We start from the raw sequence: 19,383 nt of genomic DNA on the forward strand, positions 1-19,383 counted from the left end.
TCATTTTTTAACTTTTTCGACCAGTTTTTTACAGATTTTTAGCCTTTTCTGGTAGATTATATTACATTAATTAAGACAAATTAGCAAGTATTTTCAGTGAATTATATACTTTTTAAGCATCGACTAAGATAGGAGAAGAAGATAGCGAGTATTTGCCAATAATAGATAAATGGACGGAAAAAGAAATTTTGTTTTATGACCCCCTGGAGCTTAAAGTAACTGGAAACAGTAGAATATACGAAAAAGGAATGGAGTTGTTGCTTGAGCGGTAATTTTACTCTTATCAATACGCCCCTTCTCCCTTTATTACAGATTTAAAAGTCTGTAAAAGTATTACAATATCTAACCAGATACACCAATTTTGGATATACCATACATCCAACTTTTTTCTTTGTTCATAAGATGTGTTGTTTCTACCACTAACCTGCCAAAGACCAGTAATTCCTGGTTTTACCATTTTATAAAATTCTCCATCTTCTTTATAATATTCCTTTAATTCTTCCTCTGTCACAGGCCTTGGTCCAACTAAACTCATCTCCCCCTTAATAACATTAAAAAGCTGAGGGAGCTCGTCTAGAGAGGTCTTTCTTAAAAAATAACCTATTTTGGTAACCCTTGGATCTTTTTTTAATTTGAAGTTTAACTTCCATTCTTCTCTTGCCTCAGGATCTTCTTGAAGAATCTTTTCTAATCTTTCTTCTGCATCCCTATACATGGTCCTAAACTTATAGATCTTAAAAGGTCTCCCATTTCGCCCTATTCTGTTTTGTGTGTATATTATTGGACCTGGAGATGTTAATTTTATAATTAGTGCAATAACTATCATAATTGGCATGCATAATATTGATATTGGAATTATAAGACAATATTCTGAAATCCTTTTTAATATTCTATTAATTGGATTGGCCAAATTATTTTTTGTGTGTAACAAAAATATTTCTTCATAAAAAAGATAATCTAATTCAGATGTTATCAATGAAATTCCCTGAAGTTCTGGAACAATTAAAACATTTGGTACATAATGTCTAATTTTTATAAAAAGCTGTTTTATTTTTTCACTACCAATAGAAGGCATAGCTAAAATGGCTGTATGTATATTTTCTTTATCTGCCAATCTAAAAATTTCATTAATCCTTCCTAAAATTGGATAATTTTCTCCCTCAATATTCACCTCTCCTGTTTTATGGTCATCTAAGAAGCCTATAATCTTGTAATAATAACATTTATCTCTTTTAAAACCCCTTGCAACTGCAAGGCCTGCTCTTCCTGCGCCAAGGATTACCACTTTTTCTTGAATAGGTAAAATAGAAAATAAAATTCGCTTTGTGAATATTCTAATAAAAGGAATTGTAAAAAAATTAAAAGAAAAAGACAGAAGAAGTACTATTCTTGAAACTTTTGCTCCCAATTTTTGCAATGTAATTCCAGATAATACAACAACAGATGCTATTAAAATAGCCTTCCATGTTCTTTTTAACTCTTCCCAATACGATATTTTATTGGCATAAACATTCTCAAGTATCATAAAGAAAAAAAAGCAAAGAGGCATCCACCACAATAAAACATAAAAACGAAGAGAATGATCAAATAAAGGAAGCTGGGAGAAAAAATGCGAAATTATGGACTTTCTAACAAAAAATCCTGAAATAAGAGAAATGTGATAGGCCAATAAATCAGAAAATACGAGTAAAAATAAATACAACAATTTGAGATTATACTTTTTTTTCAGCCCCATATTGATCAACTCATAGCCGGCAACAGTGGATTTAACAATTTTGACTTTCAATCAAGTTACTATTAAATGGAACTTAATAGACATTGTAAATAATAACTTCTTCCTATTAAAATTTCAACAATAATAACTTCTTAATATGAGTTTACAAAAAGTTCTCAATTAATCTGTTGGAGAATCTAGCAAGGTCAAGGCAAAGAATTAGGTGCAAATTCCAGGAACAACTTAAAGCCAGCTTTTTTCAAAAGTTCTATTTTAGAACTTAAATTAATTTCTTTTTTTGGGAATAAATAGTAGTTTCTATACATTCTATCCATCCACATGGGTTCATTTCTTGGACTGTATATATATGTTTTGAGAGGAATTTCTTCATGCTTTGTCCTGGAAATTGTATAAGGCCAAAGACCTTTTACAAATACTCCTAAAGGAATAGGGGATGCCTTTGCTATCTCTGTAAGTAAATTAACATCTTTTAATTCTGGAGATAAAACTGCTCCCTTAAATCCCATATCAAATGCCAAATTTAAACCCTCACTATTTGTTATATTTGAAAATGGTCCAAGCCATGCATATATAGTATCCAAACAGGTAAGAGATGCATGGAACACAGAATTAAATATAAAAAATTTAACACCTTTGGACACAAGTTTATTAATACATTTTCTCCATCTATCTTCATCTTCTGGCCAGAGAACTGGCTCCATAAATATCCAGGTATCCTTTGGCAAAAATTCAGGATCGAAATCTGGATCAAAGACCCATATACCAGTTGTTCTTTTTTTGTGTCTTCTAACCATAGATGCATCTCTGTACACAGTGAGATAGACAATGGGAAGTCTTGACTTCTTAGGAATGATCCTTGTGTTTATGGGTCTTAACTCGCCTAGATTATATTTATATCTGTTTTTATTATCGGCTATCTTCAACCACTCTCCTCTTAGTTTGTCAATCTCATCTACAAGTTTAGATTCTTTTCTATCTATTAAAAACACAGGCTGACCTGCGTGTGTTTTGATATGTAAAGGATATTTTTTTCCTTTTTTAACAAACCTATTAATTTTTATTATGTTGTGGCCTTTTTTATCTTCATAGGAAATTCTTATCCTATCACCCGGCATTAGGTCTATTTTAGGTCTTATGTAACCCTTTCCCTTTGACTTAGAAGTCTTCCCAATCTCATATCCTGATGCAGATTCTCTGTATGGATCAATAGGGTTATATTTTCTGTGGGTGAGGAAAAAATAGTGGGTAGTAGGCCTTCCAAGGCTCATTTCAATTAATTCCATTGCCAATTTCTTTGCCTTAGAATCATTTATATTGTCTCTTAAAATCTTGTAGGCCTTTGTTATTAAATAGACATAATGGGGACTTTTTTTTCTGCCTTCAATCTTAAAACTCACTACCTGAGGAATCTTCATAAGTATTTTTATTAATACATCCAGGCCCAAATCCCTGCATGAAAAATACTTACCCTTCACATTATTAAATCTGTATGTACGTCGACATGGTTGCACACATTCTCCCCTAAGTCCCATCTTTCCACCAAGCATCCCGGACCAATAACACCTGCCAGACACACCATAACAAAGTGCTCCATGGACAAATACTTCTAGCCCAACATCTCCACAATTTTGAGCCAAATATTTCATCTCATCAATTGTAAATTCCCTTGGCACTACTACACGCTGAACACCAATTTTTTTTAAATAATCAAATGAAGAACCTAACGACACATTGGCAAGGGTTGAGATATGGATTTCAAAATCAAAATTTTTGTGGATTAAATTTAAAAGGCCTGGATCCTGAATGATCAATGCATCAGGCTTCACAAACTTATCTAACTCTTTTAAATAGTAATAAATCCTGGGGAGTTCGTCCTCCCGTATAGTAGAATTTAAAGCTACATATACTCTGACCCCTTTTAAATGTGCAAATTCCCTAAGGGTAATAAGTTCTTTTATATCAAAATTTGTTGCCTTGGCCCTGGCAGAAAATTCTTTTAATCCCACGTAAACTGCGTCTGCACCCGCTGAGATAGCAGCAAAAAAACACTCTTTGTCACCTGCTGGTGACAAAATTTCAGGCAACTTACCATCCATAATTCAGGCAATATTTAAATAAAAAAAGGGGGAATTATATTCCCCCTTTCCTTACGCAGGTTGATGGGCACTATCATGCCGTTTTTCAGGAGTAGGTCCTATGCCTAGAAGAATAGAGCCTGCTATATAAATTGAAGAATAAGTACCAACTATTATTCCTATAAAAAGAGAAAGGGCAAAATTAAAGATTACTCCTCCACCTAAAACCAACATGGACAAAACAACCAACAGTGTTGTTCCAGAAGTAAGTAGTGTCCTGCTAAGTGTTTGATTTATTGAGTCATTTATAATGTTAAATAAGGGCTTCTTCTTTTTAGGCCCTCTTAAATTTTCTCTTATCCTGTCAAATATCACTATTGTGTCGTTTAAAGAATATCCAATAATAGTCAAAAGGCCTGCAACCACTGTTAAATCAAACTCCCTGTTAAATAAGGAGAAAAATCCAACAGTGATCATTACATCGTGAATAAGGGCCACAACAGCTCCAAGCGCATAATTTAATTTAAGATACCAACATAAGACCAGAGTAATAATAATAGCAGCAATAATCAAAATTGAAATAGGCATATGAAGGAGCTTTAAAATATATACCCCTGTTGATAGGGCAATAGCCATTATGGCTGCAGTTCCCCACTTTTGTTCAAACCTCCCTGAGATATAAATGGATATCAACAACACAGCGTAAAACAACGCTTCAAGGGCCTTATTTTTTAGCTCTGAACCAATTTTTGGTCCAACCATCTCAAGACGTTGTATTTCAAAAGGTACTTTTAACTTTTTCAGACAATCCGCTACCCGATGTCTAATAATCTCAGGTTGTTCATCTGAGACCCCTGCTCTAAGTAAATATTGATTTAAGTCCTTTTGCCCAAATCTCTGGACCCTTAAACCTTTTAGATGAGCATCTTTTAAAACTTTTTTTATCTCTTTTACATCTAATGGTTGTGAAAATTTGACCTGGATATTAATCCCGCCAGCAAAATCAATCCCGTAATTTAATCCACCCTTAACAATTATACTTATTAGCCCAATTAAAATTAGTGAAACGGACAAAAAAGCAGCCAGCTTTCTCTTGCCCATAAAATCAATATTTGTATCTGGCTTAATCAGCTCTATACCCATGGTTTATGTATCCCCCAACTTCAAGTTTTATAATTTAAAGCTCGCACCCTGCTTTACTTTTTTTAACCACAGGGCGAAAAATATTTTTGAAACATAAATAGCTGTAAACATAGAAGCAAATGTACCAACAGATAGAGTCACAGCAAATCCACGAACAGGTCCACTACCAAATTGATATAAAATTATTGCAGCAAGTATAGTAGTTAAATTGGCATCTACTATAGTTAACGTTGACCTAGAAAAACCTATTTCCACAGCCTTTTGAGGAGGAAGACCTTTTCTTAATTCCTCCCTGATTCTCTCAAAAATAAGTACACTGGCATCAACTGCAGTACCAATTAACAGAATAAGTCCTGCAATACCTGGCATTGTCAATGTTGCGCCAAAACCTGCTAGCACGGCAATTACCAATATAAGATTTAGGATAAGGAGTGTATCAACTATTAACCCGCCCACACCATAGTAAATTATGGTGAAAATAAAGACCAGCGCACCTCCCACCAATATTGCTGTGAGCCCCTGTCTTATGGATTGCTCTCCTAAAGACGGCCCAACAGATGACTCATGAAGTACATGTACTGGAGCGGGCAGGGAACCAGCCCTTAAAACAATAGCAAGATCATGGGCCTCTTCTAAGGTAAATCTGCCAGTTATTGACGCCCTTCCACCACTTATTTTTTCCCTGATAACTGGTGCTGAATACACCTTGTTATCAAGGATAATAGCCAGCCTTTTATTTACATTTTCTCCAGTTATACGTTCAAAAATCCTGGCACCTTGCCTGTTAAAACTCAAGGTAACATATGGTTGATTAAATTGATCAAAGGCAACAGAGGCATCTGTGATATAATCTCCTGTAAGAACTGCAGTCTTTTTCACTACAATGGGCTCTTTTGCATAAGATCCATCTGGTCTTTTTCTATAGAGATATAAGACCTCATCGTCTATGGGGATATCTCCTTTTTCTATCTGTTCTTTGCTAACCCCATCATCCACAAGTTTAAATTCAAGATGTGCTGTTTTTTTGATAATATTTATAGCACGCTCGGCATCTTCAATACCTGGAAGTTGTACTTGTATCCTATAATTTTCTAACTTTCTAATATCTGGCTCAACTACTCCAAACTGATCAATCCTGTTTCTAATAACCTTTAAGACTTGATCAATAGTTAAATCTTTCAGCTTCTTTTTGTATTCCTCTTTGAGGGTAATTAAATACTTTTTCCTGGTTTTGATGTCCTCAATTTTGAGCACCTTAATTTGTGAATTAAAATACCTCTTAATTATATCATCCACTATTTGAGCCTTATCTCCATCTACTAGATAAAATGAAAGTTGATCTTTCCCTATTACACGAGGACGAATGATTATGGCTCCTTTTTTCCTGGCCTCTGCCCTTATGTCTTCACCTATCTGCTCAAGGGCATTTGATATGGCCTTATCCATGTCAACTCCCAGGACCAAATTGATCCCACCCTGGAGATCCAATCCCAGTTTAACCCTGTTGTCAGGTAAAAATTTTGCCAATGTAGATTCTTTGGATATAAAAGAAGGTAGAGCAAATAAAAGACCAAAACCCAAGACTATACACGCAACTACAACTCGCACCCTTAAGTTCCCGAACATTTTCCCCTTCCTCTAATTTTATTTAGATCCTTTTTCTTCTCTCTTGCGACTTGAAGCCATGGCAGAAATAAAATTTCTGTTTACTTTCACCACTACCTTATTTGCTACCTCCAAGGACAACTCATCTCCATTTATATCCACTATCCGACCATAAAGACCACCACTTGTTATAACCACATCCCCCTTTCTCAAACTCTCCAACATCTGCCTGTGCTCTTTTGCCTTTTTTTGTTGGGGCCGAATAAGTAAAAAATAAAAAATTGCAAATAAAATTATCAAAGGCATAAAAGCCATGATTGGATTCTGAGCACCAGCTCCACCCTGTGGTTGTGCCATTGCAAAGGCTATAGATTCAAAAAACATAACAACTCCCTTGTTCAAAGGTTAAAAAATTAATTGCCAATAATATTAGTGTATTGGTATATTGGTGTATTAGTGTATTGGTGTATTGGTGTATTGGTGAAAAACCACTAACCAATATACCAATATACCACTAACTACATTTAAAACTTCACACCAGATATCCTATAAAAATAAAGGGTGTCAAGTTTTTACCAGTATTTCTTCCATTTATTATACTCCTGCTCAAATTTTTTTAGCGCATTTTTTTCTTGATTTGATTTAGCAAGGGATTTTGCTCTACTCAAATATTTATTCATTCTATCCTTATCCCCGCTATATAGGGCTGCGTAGGCATAGTGGATATATCCGTAAAAGGGGGATACATATCTTCCCATAATTCGGCCTAATATTGTGTGTATTTCACTATCAAAGGGTACAAATTTTAAAATTTTTTTTAAATCATCAATTGCCAGCTTAGGTCTTTGCTTGTCTCCATATATCCTTGCTCTAAAATAAAGGGCAAAATAATCTTTATTGTTTATTTCTATAGCCTTATTTAGATATTTCAGGGCATAGTCCATTTTCCCAAGTTTAAAATAAAATCTACCTTTTTCCCTATACCAGAACTCAAGTCTCTTTTCACAATAGTCATTTCTAATTAGCTGTTCGGCTTCTTTTATCTTATTTTTTTTAACCAACACAAATATCTTGACTAATCTTCTACAGCACTGATCTTTTAATCTGTGAGCAAGATCCAGGGCCAGATCTGGATCTACATAGTGAGCTAGCACCAGGGCTTTAATTTTTTCAAATTCTTTATTTGATCTTGTTTTCCCTTTTGATGGAATAAACTTTTGCATATGTTCTAAATAGGATATCCTCTCCTCAATTCCTGGGTGAGTCAAAAAATATGGAGGCACGCTATTTTCTCCAGATAAGATCTTTTGCTTTTTTAATTTTAAAAAAGCTCCAACCATTGCAGAAGGAGGATAACCTGCTTTAACAAGATATTGAATGCCCACCTGATCTGCCTCTCTTTCTTGTTTTCTTGTATATTTTAAGATTGCACTATGAACGCCTGCAACAGAACCTACTGCAACAGCTTGACCTACAGAACTTCCCACAAGTGCACCAGCCAATACTCCTACCAGAGAGCCTATGGTAAATAATTTCTGCCTTTTTATACTAGCTGCAATATGCCTCTGCGTCACATGGGCAAATTCATGGGACAAAACAGATGCAAGTTCAGCCTCAGAATCCATAAGGGCAATTATGCCAGTGTATACAAATACATGTCCACCAGGTCCAGCAAAGGCATTTATTTGAGAATTGTAAATAACATCAACTGTTATATCAAATGGTTGAGGAGGAAGGACAGATTTGAGTCTATTTGCAACTCCTCTAATATAATTTACAATGTATGGATCATATACTATTGGAAAATGAGTGGTTATATAGACATAAAATTTTTTACCTAGCTTTGCTTCATCAGATATGGTAAAATCGCCCAATGAGGCAAAAGATATTTTATTTATCCATACTAAAATTATTAAAAAGACAATTATTTTCCTCTTCAATAAAAACCTTCTCCCATCTATCTATTTATTCATCATATCCAAAAATTCCCTGTTACTTTTTGTGCCCTTCATCTTATCCAACAAAAACTCCATACTATCTAAAGGACTCATGGTAGCCAATACCTTTCTAAGTATCCAAACCCTGTTTAACACATCCTTATCTAAAAGGAGTTCCTCTTTTCTGGTCCCAGATCTATTTACATCAATTGCAGGAAATACCCTCTTTTCTGCTAAATAACGATCTAGATAAATTTCCATATTGCCTGTTCCTTTAAATTCTTCAAATATTACCTCATCCATCCTAGAACCAGTATCTATAAGGGCAGTTGCAATAATAGTTAGGCTTCCTCCCTGCTCTATGTTTCTCGCTGCTCCAAAAAAACGCTTTGGTCTCTGGAGTGCATTGGCATCTAAACCACCAGATAAAACCCTGCCTGAAGATGGGGTAATGGCATTATATGCCCTGCCAAGTCTCGTAATACTATCAAGCAATATCACAACGTCATATTTTCTCTCAACCAACCTCTTTGCCTTTTCCAATACCATCTCAGCCACCTGAACATGTCTGTTGGGTGGTTCATCAAAGGTAGAGCTTATAACCTCACCTTTTACTGTACGCTCCATATCAGTTACTTCTTCTGGTCTCTCATCTATAAGTAACACAATCAAAAAAACCTCTGGGTGATTTACCATAATGGAATTGGCTATTGTCTGAAGTAAAACAGTCTTTCCTGTCCTAGGCGGAGCAACTATTAGTCCCCTTTGGCCCTTGCCAATTGGAGTGAGTAGATCAACTATACGTGCAGAATAATTCTCACCACCATTTTCTATCTTAAATTTTTCATTTGGATAAACAGGTGTTAAATTATCAAATAAAACCAAATTCTTGGAATATTCAGGAGGTCCATATCCCACCTGTTCTACCCTAAGGAGGGCAAAGTATCTCTCTCCCTCTTTAGGGGGTCTTATCTGACCTGATATAACATCCCCCTTTCTCAAACCAAATTTTCTAATTTGAGAAGGAGAAACGTAGATATCATCTGGACCAGGCATATAGTTGTATAAGGGGGACCTCAAAAAACCAAAACCATCAGGAAGTATTTCCAATACCCCTTCTCCATAAATATTACCATATTTTTGAGAATAAGCCTGAAGAATTGCAAAAATCAGTTCCTGTTTTCTGAGACTACTTGGATTTTCCACGTTGTACTGAGATGCAAGTCTCATCAACTCATCCATACTTTTCTTCTTCATCTCAGATAGATTCATCACTTTTGGATTCATATACTTTTCCTCTTAAGATAGTTTTTGAATTGAATAAAAATTTCCTACTGCCATGCTTTATTTAATAAAAGAACTTTTTTAGCTATATTATGGATGGTTATTTTTGAAGGAATTATTTATTTTGTTTGAATGATGTCTTTAAATATTCTATTGATCTCGTCTTTAATGTCTTCTTTATCCCTATTTAGAGAATAAGACAACTCAGTAGTTATTAGAGACATTGCATGCTCCATAAGACGTCTTTCCCCAAAGGACAATTCCTTATCCTGAGATATTAGGATGAGTTCCTTTAAAACATATGCCACATCAACCAAATCACCACTTTTTAATTTCTCTGCATATTCCCTATATCGCCTATTCCAGTTCTGTCCCGCATAACCTTTAAAATCGCTCCAATCTGCCAAATATTTCAACACATTTTGCCCATATTCAGGGTCACAGACACATCTGAGTCCAACATTTTTGGCATTATTTACAGGGATCATCACTGTACCATTGTTGCTTAGAATACGAATAATATAAAAATTAGTCTTAATACCACCAACTTCCTTTTCCATTATACTCTCTACTATTCCAACACCTTGAGCTGGGTATACAACTAATTGATTTTTTTTAAACACTTGTTTAAGCCCCCTTTAAATAAACCCCTATCAAAAAAAATATTACCTCAATATAAAATAGGCCCCCGACAGTGCAGGCAAGTTTACATGAAAACAATTCTTTAGTCCACTATTTTAGATTATATTGGTCAAAGTTTTCTACCCTGAAACCATTAATAAAATTTAAGGCTTTATCCTTACCTTCTAAAAAAAACCGGTAAATGCCTTCAATAGTACCATCCAAAACTCTCTCTATTATCCTTAACTCAATTTTTTTAAAAGGGGACAACACCCATTCAGTTATGGTCATTTTCTCGTCTGGACATGGTCTTCCAATACCTATTCTTATTCTAAAAAAATCCCTGGTACCAAGGCTATTTATTATAGATTTAATACCATTGTGACCTGCATCTGACCCCCCAAATTTAAATTTCATTCGTCCAAATAAAATATCAAGATCATCATGAACAACTATTATATTATGGGGGAAGATATTAAACTGTCTAACCATCTCCGCTACAGCTATACCACTGCGATTCATAAAAGTAAGGGGCTTTGCTACTATACAACCCGGAATTATCGGATCTGCCAACTCAAAGGATTCACAAATTTTATTTTTGTGCAGACTCCGGACAAAGACCTCTTTTTTGTCTTTTAGATGGTCAACAAATAAAAATCCAATGTTATGTCTTGTGGTTTCATACTCTGGGCCTGGATTTCCCAGGCCCACTATCAAATATCTTTCTTTCACTTGTTTTTTTTAGGACAAAAAATTTTTTGGAGTGGATACATTAGAGGGAAGTTAAATACTAGGCCTCTTCAGCTTCTTCAGATTCTTCCTCTTCTTCAGTGGCTTCCTTCTCTGGTGGCTCAACTCCTAACACAGCAAAATTATCCTCAACATCATCTAGTCTAACACCCTCAGGTAGTTTTATATCTTTTACATGGACATTGTCATTGATATCCAGCTCAGATACATCTATCTCAATCTTTTCAGGAATTGCTGTTGGGAGACAAACAACTGGTATGGTCTCCCTATACACGTTTAACACACCCCCTCTTTCTTCTCCCTTGGACTTACCAACAGGAACAACAGAGACATCAACATACACTTCTTCGGACAGATCCACACCCAAAAAATCCACATGCAAGGCAAAATTTTTCACAGGATCCCTTTGAACATCCCAGATCAAGGCATGCCTGGTCTCTTCTTCTCCTCCATTTTTTATCTTTAAGTCAACTATCTTTGTCTTATGTACCTGTGAATACATCTTTTCAAACTGGGATGTTTTAACTGTCAGTGGGATATTTTCCCCTTTATTGTTATAAAATATAGCAGGGACATATCCCTTGGCCCTAAGCTTTCTGGCTACACCCTTTCCTTTTCCTTCTCTTTTTTCAACTTCCAGAACAAATTCCCCAACCATTTGTATATCTCCTTAAAAAAATTTTACATAAATTATGTAAACAATACACTTACAGACGACTCATTATGTATGTTATTAATAGCCTGAGCAATTAGAGCAGCAATAGAAACCACCTCTATTTTACCGCATTCTCTCGCCTCTTTAGTGAGTGGTATTGTATCTGTCACTATTAACTTCTCAATATTGGATTTTGAGATCCTTTCCACTGCTGGACCTGATAAAACTGGATGTGAGGCACAGGCTATAACCCCTTTTGCACCATTTTCAAGCAAAGCATCCACAGCAGTCATAAGAGTACCTGCTGTATCTACCATATCATCAACAATTATAGCCAACTTAAATTTTACATCTCCAATAACATGCATGGCCTCAGCCTGATTGGGCTTATCCCTGCGTTTATCTATTATTGCCAGACCACAGTCAAGCCTCTTGGCAAAGGCCCTTGCCCTTTCCATACCTCCTGCATCTGGAGAAACAACCACCTTTTCTTCTTCTATTTCCTTTAAATATTCAAGTAGCACCTTTGATGCATAGAGATTATCAACAGGGATATCAAAAAAACCCTGGATCTGAGCTGCATGAAGATCTACTGTGAGCAATCTGCTGGCCCCTGCAACTGATATAAAATCAGCAACCATCTTTGCGCTAATTGGTACACGAGGAATAACCTTTCTGTCCTGCCTAGCATATCCATAATATGGCACAACAGCAGTAATCCTTTTAGCACTGGCCCTTTTTAAGGCATCTAACATGAGACACAATTCAATAAGATTGTCATTAACCGGCTTACAGGTGGACTGAATTACAAATACATCGCTACCCCTAACATTATCCCCTATTTCTATTCGAATCTCACCATCACTAAAAGGCTTGGCTATTCGTGGAGTCAGGGGACAGTCTAAATTCTCTGCTATTGCCTTTGCTAAAGACAAATTTGAATTTCCAGTAACTAATTTCAATGTTCCATTCCTACCCATTGTTACAAAATCTTCCTAAGATTTTTTTGTTAATAATAAAAACTTACGGAATCAATTTATTTTTTTAGGCGTGATTTATAGAAGGGAAATTTCTAAGACCCCTTCTTTTCTAGAATTATAACACAGGGGTGGGAGGATTCGAACCTCCGCATCACGGGGCCAAAACCCGTTGCCTTGCCACTTGGCTACACCCCTTTATTGACAAATACTCTCGTTCCCCTCTGTTCAAAAAAATTTTTTACCATATTAATGGAATCAAGTCCAGCAAACAATGCCACTATGGCTGAACCACTTCCGCTCAACACACAAGCTCTCGCGCCTAATTTATAACACCTGGATTTAATCTTTAAAAGATCAGGATAGGTCTCTAGCACCACATTTTCAAAGTCGTTTGACCACCATCTGTATCCAAAGTGGGTCATGTTTTTAATCTCAAAAGTATCAATTGTCAAGGAATTGGAATCAAGAGTTTCTCTTTTTTTATCCAGTTCTCTATATGCCCATTTTGTTGAGATACAAACTTGTGGACACAAGACTATTATATATTGTCTATGGAAATTGACTTGTATCTCTTTGATTTTATCTCCTATACCCTCCACAAGTGCTGGTTTTGATTTCAAAAAAAATGGCACATCTGCGCCACACCTTTTGGCAATATCCAATAAAACTTTCTCTTTATGCTCACATTTTAAGTAATTCCCCAAAAACCTCAAAAGGGTAGCAGCATCAGAACTTCCTCCTCCAAGACCACTTCCTATGGGAATATTTTTTTCAAGACTAACATTTAATCCTGGCCAGAGTCCTGTACTTTCTCCAAATAGTACGTAAGCTTTATGGATGATATTGTTATATTCTAACTCTTTTATATTACACTTTAAGTTAAGTCCCTTCTTATCTACCTTCTCAATATAGAGTTTATCATGGGGATTTTTTAAGGGAAGAAAGATACTAACAAGATCGTGGTATCCATCTTCCCTTCTGTCCAAGACCTTAAGGACGATATTTACCTTTGAAGGACAGAGCAATTCTACCATAACCTTTCTACTTCAAAGGAATAGTTCTAAAAATTGTCTGTCCCTTTCTTTTTATAAGAAGTAAAAGCGCTCCTTTTTTCTTACCATCTTTCTCAATTACTTCTCTCAAGTCACCAACTGTATTTAATTCTTTAAAATTCCCTTTTAACAAAATATCATAAACCCTGATATCTGCTTCATCTGCCTTTGAGCCTTGTCTTACATTTAAAACAAGTAATCCCTTATCACTATCCAGATTATATTTATCCACATCCTGCTGAGTTACTTCTCTAACTTTCATACCCAGAATATAGCCAGCCTGGCCTTCTGGAGCCTCCTCCTCACCCATTGCCATATTTATCTTTCTTTCACCCAACTTGACCCAAAATTCTTTGACCTTACCATTTCTCCACACAGTGATCTTGGCCTTAGAATGGGGTTTCAAAAGTCCTATTTTTCTAGTTAGGTCGTGGGAATCTGAAACAGGTTTATCATTAACAGCAATTATAACATCACCCACCTTAATTCCAGCCTTATCAGCAGGCTCACCTTTTAATACCGATGCAACCAAGGCACCTTTTGGTTCTTTTAGACCAAGGGCCTTTGCAGTATTTATGTCCACATCCTGAATGGTAACCCCAAGCCATCCCCGCTTTACTTTTTTATATTTTTTTAGCTGCTCAATCACTTGCTTGGCCATATTGCTTGGAATGGCAAAACCAATACCCTGTCCACTAGCAACTATTGCTGTATTTATACCAATAACTTCGCCCTTTAGATTTAAAAGTGGACCTCCGCTATTTCCTGGATTTATGGAAGCATCTGTTTGCAAAAAGTTATCATATGGTCCTGCACCAATCACCCTGCCTTTGGCACTTATTATCCCTGCTGTAACAGTGTGATCTAGACCAAATGGATTGCCTATGGCAATAACCCAATCACCTGGGCGCATCTTCTCAGAATCTCCAAAAGTCAAGTAGGGAAGATCTTCCTTGGTATCGATTTTTAACAAGGCCAGATCTGTCTCTGGATCAGTTCCTATAATTTTAGCTTTAAAAGATTTTTTCCCACCCTTTAATATAACCGTTATCTCATCTGCCTTTGACACAACATGATTATTTGTAACAATATATCCATCTGGAGAAATTATAAAACCAGAGCCAAGGGCATGTTCTTTTCTCTTTGACTCTGGAATTTCTCCAAAAAATTTTTTAAAAAATTCATTAAATGGATCGTTCTCACCAAATGGAGAAAAGAATCTTTTGAGTCTCTTGGAGACTTGAACAACTTTTACAGTGCTGATATTAACAACTGCAGGGCTGGCCTTTTCAGCAAGCTCACTAAAACTGGGCAATTTATTATTATCAAAAAAAGCATAAGAAGATGATGCCACAGTCACAAAACATAACGAGATAATAAAACAGATCAATTTTCTCATAACACTTCACCTCCAAATCTTGGTATAACTTTATTCTGAAAAAATAAAAAAACGGTTTATTATTTCAGCATCCTCATCATATGCACTGATTTTTAATTCCTTAACTTTGCCTTTACATATAAATTTTCCATCTTTTAAAAATACATATCCCCCCGAGATCACTTTGGAATAGGGTATCTGTTCCCTTATCTCTTCGTGGAGAATCCTTTCTGGAAACAAAATTGGGATAACATCTCCTGAAAAATCTTCAAAGATTAAATATTTCATAATAGCCTCCTAAAACTGTATACGCATATTTTTCTAACTAGGTTGCAGGGCTTCATTTATAAGATCAAGGGTCTGTTTTGCATCCTCTTCTTCCAACCGTCTAATGGCAAAACCAGCATGTATAAGGACGTAATCTCCAACTTTCACTTCTTCATCCATCAAAAGCAATGAAGCCTGAACTGTTCCCTCTCCAACCTTACAATAGACAACCTCATCCTCAATCTTTTCAACCCTCAAAGGCACTGCTATACACATACGTATCTCCTTAATTCATATTCTCTTCTAAGTTAGCAAATAACTCAAGTAAATCCTTTGCTACAAAATCAGGGTGTTCCTTTTTTAGGTCTTCTATTGGAGTGTTACCTGTTGCCACTGCTCCGCTAATGACACCTGCTCTTTTTGCACAGATAATATCTATTGGGTGATCGCCTATCATTATAGATTCTTGCTTTTTTGTTTCAAGTTTTTTAAGGGCTGTCTCAATATGATTTGGATCAGGTTTTACCCGTAAAACCTCTTCTCTTGGCAAAAACACGTCAATTGTGTCTTCTATATCAGGAAACACCATCTTAACTGCTGGGGTGCAATTTCTGGTGACCACAGCTACTTTTGCACCATTTTTCTTGCACTTATCCAGTATTTCATACGTGTAATCAAAGAGCTTTCCCCGTCTAGCAGCCCTCATTTCCATATCAACGAGTATTAACCTACATCTGGTATTAAATTCTTTGGCCAAATCCCCATCTAATTTTTTAAAATCTTCCGTTAATTTTTCAATACACTCAAGCAAAGGCAAATCAGGGACCTGTATATCTACCCCACAGTCCTTTACAAAAATATCCTTAAGTAACAAAATCTTGCGTTTAATCTTATCAAAATTAATGGTCAAATTTGCCAGAGTACCGTCAAAATCAAAAATTATTCCCTTAAATCTCATAAATAAATACCATACTCTAAATTTGCAACAGATTCTGAGTAAGCTTCTTATCAATTTAGATGAAAATAATTGGAAAATGCATAAAATAACCAATCTGCTGTGGATGAGATATTAAGGCATAATTGGAAAAAACACAATACAAAAAGGTGGCTAGGGCAAAAGATATCTGCCTAGGCCACCTTTGCAATCTTCACTGCACAGACCTTGTATTCTGGAATACCTGCCACTGGATCCAAAGCAGGATTGGTAAGCATATTGGCAGGAGCTTCACTATAATGGAATGGCATAAATACAACACCGTCCCTGGCCCTATGAGAAACCTTCACCTTTGCCACAACCTTTCCCCTTCTAGATGCTACTTCAACCATGTCACCATCTGATAATCCGTACGTGGCAGCATCCGTTGGAGATATTTCAACAAAACACTCTGGGGCTATTTTATTTAATCCCTCAACCCTTCTGGTCATGGTTCCAGTATGATATTGAAACAAGATCCTTCCAGTTGTTAGCCATAGCGGATATTCTTCATCTACTGACTCAGCAGGTGGGAGATATTCTATAGCATGGAACTTGCTTCTTCCAATTGGAAATTTTTCTGTGTGCAGTATTGGCGTGCCTGGATGATTTTCATCTGGACACGGCCAATGCAATCCTTCTTTCTCTATCCGATCAAAGGTTATACCTGCATAAGATGGGGTAACCTTTCTTATCTCTTCAAAAATCTCCTCAACAGAGCTATATTCCATCTTATATCCCATACGAGTGGCAAGTTCGCAAATTATCTCATGATCTGCTTTGGCCTCTCCTGGAGGCTCTATAGCCTTACGTACACGGGATACCCGTCTCTCAGTATTTGTAAAAGTACCATCCTTTTCTGCAAATGCTGCAGCTGGAAGTACTACATCTGCAAGCTTTGCTGTATCTGTCAAAAATATATCTTGCACCACTAGAAAATCCAGATTCTCCAGGGCCTTCTTAACATGGCTAATATCAGCATCAGAGACAATTGGATTCTCACCAACAATATATAATGCCCTAATTGATTTATCTAAGGCCATTGGCACCATTTCAGTGACTTTCAAACCCACTTTATCTGGCAACTGGCTAACGCCCCATGCCTTAGCCATTTTTTCTCTAATCTCAGAACTTGTAACCACCTGATAGCCAGTGTATACATTGGGTAATCCCCCCATGTCACAGGCGCCTTGTACATTATTCTGTCCCCTTAAGGGATTAACACCACCACCTGGGATGCCTAAATTCCCACACAACATTGCAAGATTTGCAAGGGATTTTACATTATCTGTTCCAGTTATATGCTGCGTAATGCCCATCGTGTAGCAAATAGCAGCAGATTTAGCCTTTGCATACATCCTAGCGGCTTCAATGAGTTTTTCCTTTGGAATAGATGTTATTTTCTCCACGTATTCTGGCGTATATTTCTCCACTACCTTTTTTAGTTCCTCAAATCCTTCAGTCCTCTGATCCACAAATTCTTTGTCCAACAAATCTTCTTTTATGATCACATGCATCATCCCATTGATCCAGGCGATATCAGTGCCAAGATTCTGCCTAAGCCAGATATCAGCAAACTCAGTCAATTTGATCTTTCTTGGATCAACAACAATTAACTTTGTTCCTTTATGTTTTACAGCCCTCTTTATAAAGGTTGAAATCACCGGGTGATTTTCAGTTGTGTTGGAACCAGTTACTAAAATCACCTCTGCATTTTCTAAATCTCCAATATTATTGGTCATTGCACCACTACCAAATGCAGCGGCCAGACCGGCCACTGTTGAAGAGTGTCAGAGACGCGCGCAATGGTCTATGTTATTTGTACCTAATACTGCCCTTGTAAATTTCTGAAGTATATAATTTTCCTCATTTGTAATCCTGGCTGAGGCAAAAACTCCGATACTATCAGGACCATGCTTTGTTTTAATTTCACTGAGTCTCTTGGCAACAAAATCCAAAGCCTCATCCCACGAGGCCTCTCTAAACTCTCCATTTTCTTTTATCAACGGTTTCTTTAACCTATCATCAGCACTTATAAATCTAAATCCAAACCTGCCTTTAACACATAAAGATCCATAGTTTGGTGCTCTGTTAGCTCCATTGACCAAAAATACTCTGTTATCCTTTACATACAACTCCAGCTGACAACCCACTCCACAGTATGAACAAGTAGTTACAACCTTTTTCATTTCCCATTTTTTTGGACCAAGCCACTCATAGGAAGATTTCAATGCACCAACTGGACACGCCTGCACACACTCTCCACAACTTACACAAAAATTTTCATCTGGTGCAGGTAAAATTGGCTCTTTAAAATCCGCCTTCAATCTTTCAATAATTTTTTTACTTTCCACCCTCGAGTCTTCAAACTCCTTATCTTCAACTTTTTTTGCCTCTCCATCAACTTCAAAGACCCGGATGGCATTGTTGACCTGAACATCAAAACAGGCCTGAATACAGCGTCCACATTGAACACACTTAGAAGAATCCCATCTAATAAAAGGCGTGATATATTTTACAACATATTCCTTTTTCGCCTTTGTAAAGTCAATACCTTTTGCACCATATCTAAAAACCAGATCCTGTAGTTCACAACTTCCTGGTACAGGACAGGTTGGACAATCATGATACCCCATTGCTAGCAAATTCTCTAAAATTTTCCTTCTGTGGATTATACATTTATCACTTTCAGTTAGTATCTCCATTCCATCTTCTGCTTTTGTAACACAGGCCCTAACAAGCTCGTCTTTACCTGCAATTTCAACGGCACATATATTACATTTACCAGTTGGAGTTGAGCTTTTCTTTAAATAACACAAGGTCGGTATAAATATATTATATCTCGTGGCGATCTCTAAAATTGTTTGTCCAGGATTAAATTCACACTCTATCCCATTTATTCTGCACTTCATAAAAAAGGCTCCTTTT

Annotated in this window: 17 protein-coding genes and 1 tRNA gene; all 18 read right to left on the reverse strand. The window is 36.4% G+C overall.

Translation table 11 applies throughout. The features are described 5' to 3' along the window. Positions 1-283: 283 nt before the first annotated feature. The 18 genes from wbaP to fdhF all read right to left on the reverse strand — a co-directional run bounded on the left by wbaP (position 284) and on the right by fdhF (position 19,367). Positions 284-1,735: an undecaprenyl-phosphate galactose phosphotransferase WbaP gene (gene wbaP / locus ACY2V1_RS00830; RefSeq protein WP_461832895.1), complete on the reverse strand. Its 1,452-nt coding sequence runs from the start codon at positions 1,733-1,735 to the stop codon at positions 284-286. A gap of 185 nt (positions 1,736-1,920) precedes the next feature. Beyond that, a complete protein-coding gene (locus ACY2V1_RS00835; RefSeq protein ID WP_461832896.1) occupies positions 1,921-3,819 on the reverse strand; it encodes a peptidase U32 family protein in 1,899 nt (632 codons plus the stop codon). Positions 3,820-3,882: 63 nt separating this feature from the next. Beyond that, entirely contained in the window at positions 3,883-4,953 is a 1,071-nt protein-coding gene (gene secF, locus ACY2V1_RS00840; protein ID WP_461832897.1) for a protein translocase subunit SecF, read from the reverse strand. A 27-nt stretch (positions 4,954-4,980) separates the two neighbouring features. Next, positions 4,981-6,579 carry a protein translocase subunit SecD gene (gene secD, locus ACY2V1_RS00845; RefSeq protein WP_461832898.1) on the reverse strand — a complete coding sequence of 533 codons (1,599 nt, stop codon included), beginning with the start codon at positions 6,577-6,579 and terminating at the stop codon, positions 4,981-4,983. An 18-nt stretch (positions 6,580-6,597) separates the two neighbouring features. Further along, positions 6,598-6,942: a preprotein translocase subunit YajC gene (yajC, locus tag ACY2V1_RS00850; RefSeq protein WP_461832899.1), complete on the reverse strand. Its 345-nt coding sequence runs from the start codon at positions 6,940-6,942 to the stop codon at positions 6,598-6,600. Between the two features lie 188 nt (positions 6,943-7,130). Beyond that, positions 7,131-8,498 carry a M48 family metalloprotease gene (locus ACY2V1_RS00855; RefSeq protein WP_461832900.1) on the reverse strand — a complete coding sequence of 456 codons (1,368 nt, stop codon included), beginning with the start codon at positions 8,496-8,498 and terminating at the stop codon, positions 7,131-7,133. A 21-nt stretch (positions 8,499-8,519) separates the two neighbouring features. Next, positions 8,520-9,767, reverse strand: coding sequence for a transcription termination factor Rho (rho, locus tag ACY2V1_RS00860; RefSeq protein ID WP_461832940.1), 1,248 nt, complete (start codon positions 9,765-9,767; stop codon positions 8,520-8,522). A gap of 131 nt (positions 9,768-9,898) precedes the next feature. Beyond that, complete coding sequence (locus ACY2V1_RS00865) at positions 9,899-10,402, reverse strand: CarD family transcriptional regulator (protein ID WP_461832901.1); 504 nt, start codon at positions 10,400-10,402, stop codon at positions 9,899-9,901. A 109-nt stretch (positions 10,403-10,511) separates the two neighbouring features. Beyond that, positions 10,512-11,132 (reverse strand): aminoacyl-tRNA hydrolase, encoded by a 621-nt coding sequence (gene pth / locus ACY2V1_RS00870; RefSeq protein ID WP_461832902.1) that lies wholly within the window; start codon positions 11,130-11,132, stop codon positions 10,512-10,514. A 58-nt stretch (positions 11,133-11,190) separates the two neighbouring features. Next, positions 11,191-11,808: a 50S ribosomal protein L25 gene (locus ACY2V1_RS00875; RefSeq protein WP_461832903.1), complete on the reverse strand. Its 618-nt coding sequence runs from the start codon at positions 11,806-11,808 to the stop codon at positions 11,191-11,193. Between the two features lie 32 nt (positions 11,809-11,840). Then, positions 11,841-12,785, reverse strand: a complete 945-nt coding sequence (locus ACY2V1_RS00880; protein WP_461832904.1) for a ribose-phosphate pyrophosphokinase — start codon at positions 12,783-12,785, stop codon at positions 11,841-11,843. Positions 12,786-12,908: 123 nt separating this feature from the next. Continuing rightward, positions 12,909-12,980 (reverse strand) — tRNA-Gln (locus tag ACY2V1_RS00885). Then, positions 12,971-13,819, reverse strand: coding sequence for a 4-(cytidine 5'-diphospho)-2-C-methyl-D-erythritol kinase (gene ispE, locus ACY2V1_RS00890; RefSeq protein WP_461832905.1), 849 nt, complete (start codon positions 13,817-13,819; stop codon positions 12,971-12,973). Before ispE ends, ACY2V1_RS00885 begins: the two co-directional genes overlap by 10 nt. 7 nt (positions 13,820-13,826) lie before the next feature. Next, the gene (locus ACY2V1_RS00895; RefSeq protein ID WP_461832906.1) at positions 13,827-15,236 is read right to left on the reverse strand and encodes a DegQ family serine endoprotease; all 1,410 of its coding nucleotides are present in this window, start codon (positions 15,234-15,236) and stop codon (positions 13,827-13,829) included. Positions 15,237-15,266: 30 nt separating this feature from the next. After that, positions 15,267-15,503, reverse strand: coding sequence for a hypothetical protein (locus ACY2V1_RS00900; protein WP_461832907.1), 237 nt, complete (start codon positions 15,501-15,503; stop codon positions 15,267-15,269). A gap of 33 nt (positions 15,504-15,536) precedes the next feature. Next, positions 15,537-15,758 (reverse strand): HypC/HybG/HupF family hydrogenase formation chaperone, encoded by a 222-nt coding sequence (locus ACY2V1_RS00905; protein WP_461832908.1) that lies wholly within the window; start codon positions 15,756-15,758, stop codon positions 15,537-15,539. A 10-nt stretch (positions 15,759-15,768) separates the two neighbouring features. Beyond that, positions 15,769-16,440, reverse strand: a complete 672-nt coding sequence (locus ACY2V1_RS00910; protein ID WP_461832909.1) for an HAD family hydrolase — start codon at positions 16,438-16,440, stop codon at positions 15,769-15,771. A 170-nt stretch (positions 16,441-16,610) separates the two neighbouring features. After that, positions 16,611-19,367 (reverse strand): formate dehydrogenase subunit alpha, encoded by a 2,757-nt coding sequence (fdhF, locus tag ACY2V1_RS00915; RefSeq protein WP_461832910.1) that lies wholly within the window; start codon positions 19,365-19,367, stop codon positions 16,611-16,613. Between the last annotated feature and the right edge of the window lie 16 nt (positions 19,368-19,383).

Source organism: Desulfothermus sp., assembly GCF_053993635.1.

Bases quoted from the DNA above. Each gene is read 5' to 3' on its own strand.
- wbaP (WP_461832895.1), bottom strand. From the start codon at position 1,735: ATGGGGCTGAAAAAAAAGTATAATCTCAAATTGTTGTATTTATTTTTA.
- ACY2V1_RS00875 (WP_461832903.1), bottom strand. From the start codon at position 11,808: ATGGTTGGGGAATTTGTTCTGGAAGTTGAAAAAAGAGAAGGAAAAGGA.
- ACY2V1_RS00910 (WP_461832909.1), bottom strand. From the start codon at position 16,440: ATGAGATTTAAGGGAATAATTTTTGATTTTGACGGTACTCTGGCAAAT.
- ACY2V1_RS00905 (WP_461832908.1), bottom strand. From the start codon at position 15,758: ATGTGTATAGCAGTGCCTTTGAGGGTTGAAAAGATTGAGGATGAGGTT.
- ACY2V1_RS00880 (WP_461832904.1), bottom strand. From the start codon at position 12,785: ATGGGTAGGAATGGAACATTGAAATTAGTTACTGGAAATTCAAATTTG.
- secF (WP_461832897.1), bottom strand. From the start codon at position 4,953: ATGGGTATAGAGCTGATTAAGCCAGATACAAATATTGATTTTATGGGC.
- ACY2V1_RS00895 (WP_461832906.1), bottom strand. From the start codon at position 15,236: ATGAGAAAATTGATCTGTTTTATTATCTCGTTATGTTTTGTGACTGTG.
- rho (WP_461832940.1), bottom strand. From the start codon at position 9,767: ATGAATCTATCTGAGATGAAGAAGAAAAGTATGGATGAGTTGATGAGA.
- yajC (WP_461832899.1), bottom strand. From the start codon at position 6,942: ATGTTTTTTGAATCTATAGCCTTTGCAATGGCACAACCACAGGGTGGA.
- ACY2V1_RS00900 (WP_461832907.1), bottom strand. From the start codon at position 15,503: ATGAAATATTTAATCTTTGAAGATTTTTCAGGAGATGTTATCCCAATT.
- ispE (WP_461832905.1), bottom strand. From the start codon at position 13,819: ATGGTAGAATTGCTCTGTCCTTCAAAGGTAAATATCGTCCTTAAGGTC.
- secD (WP_461832898.1), bottom strand. From the start codon at position 6,579: ATGTTCGGGAACTTAAGGGTGCGAGTTGTAGTTGCGTGTATAGTCTTG.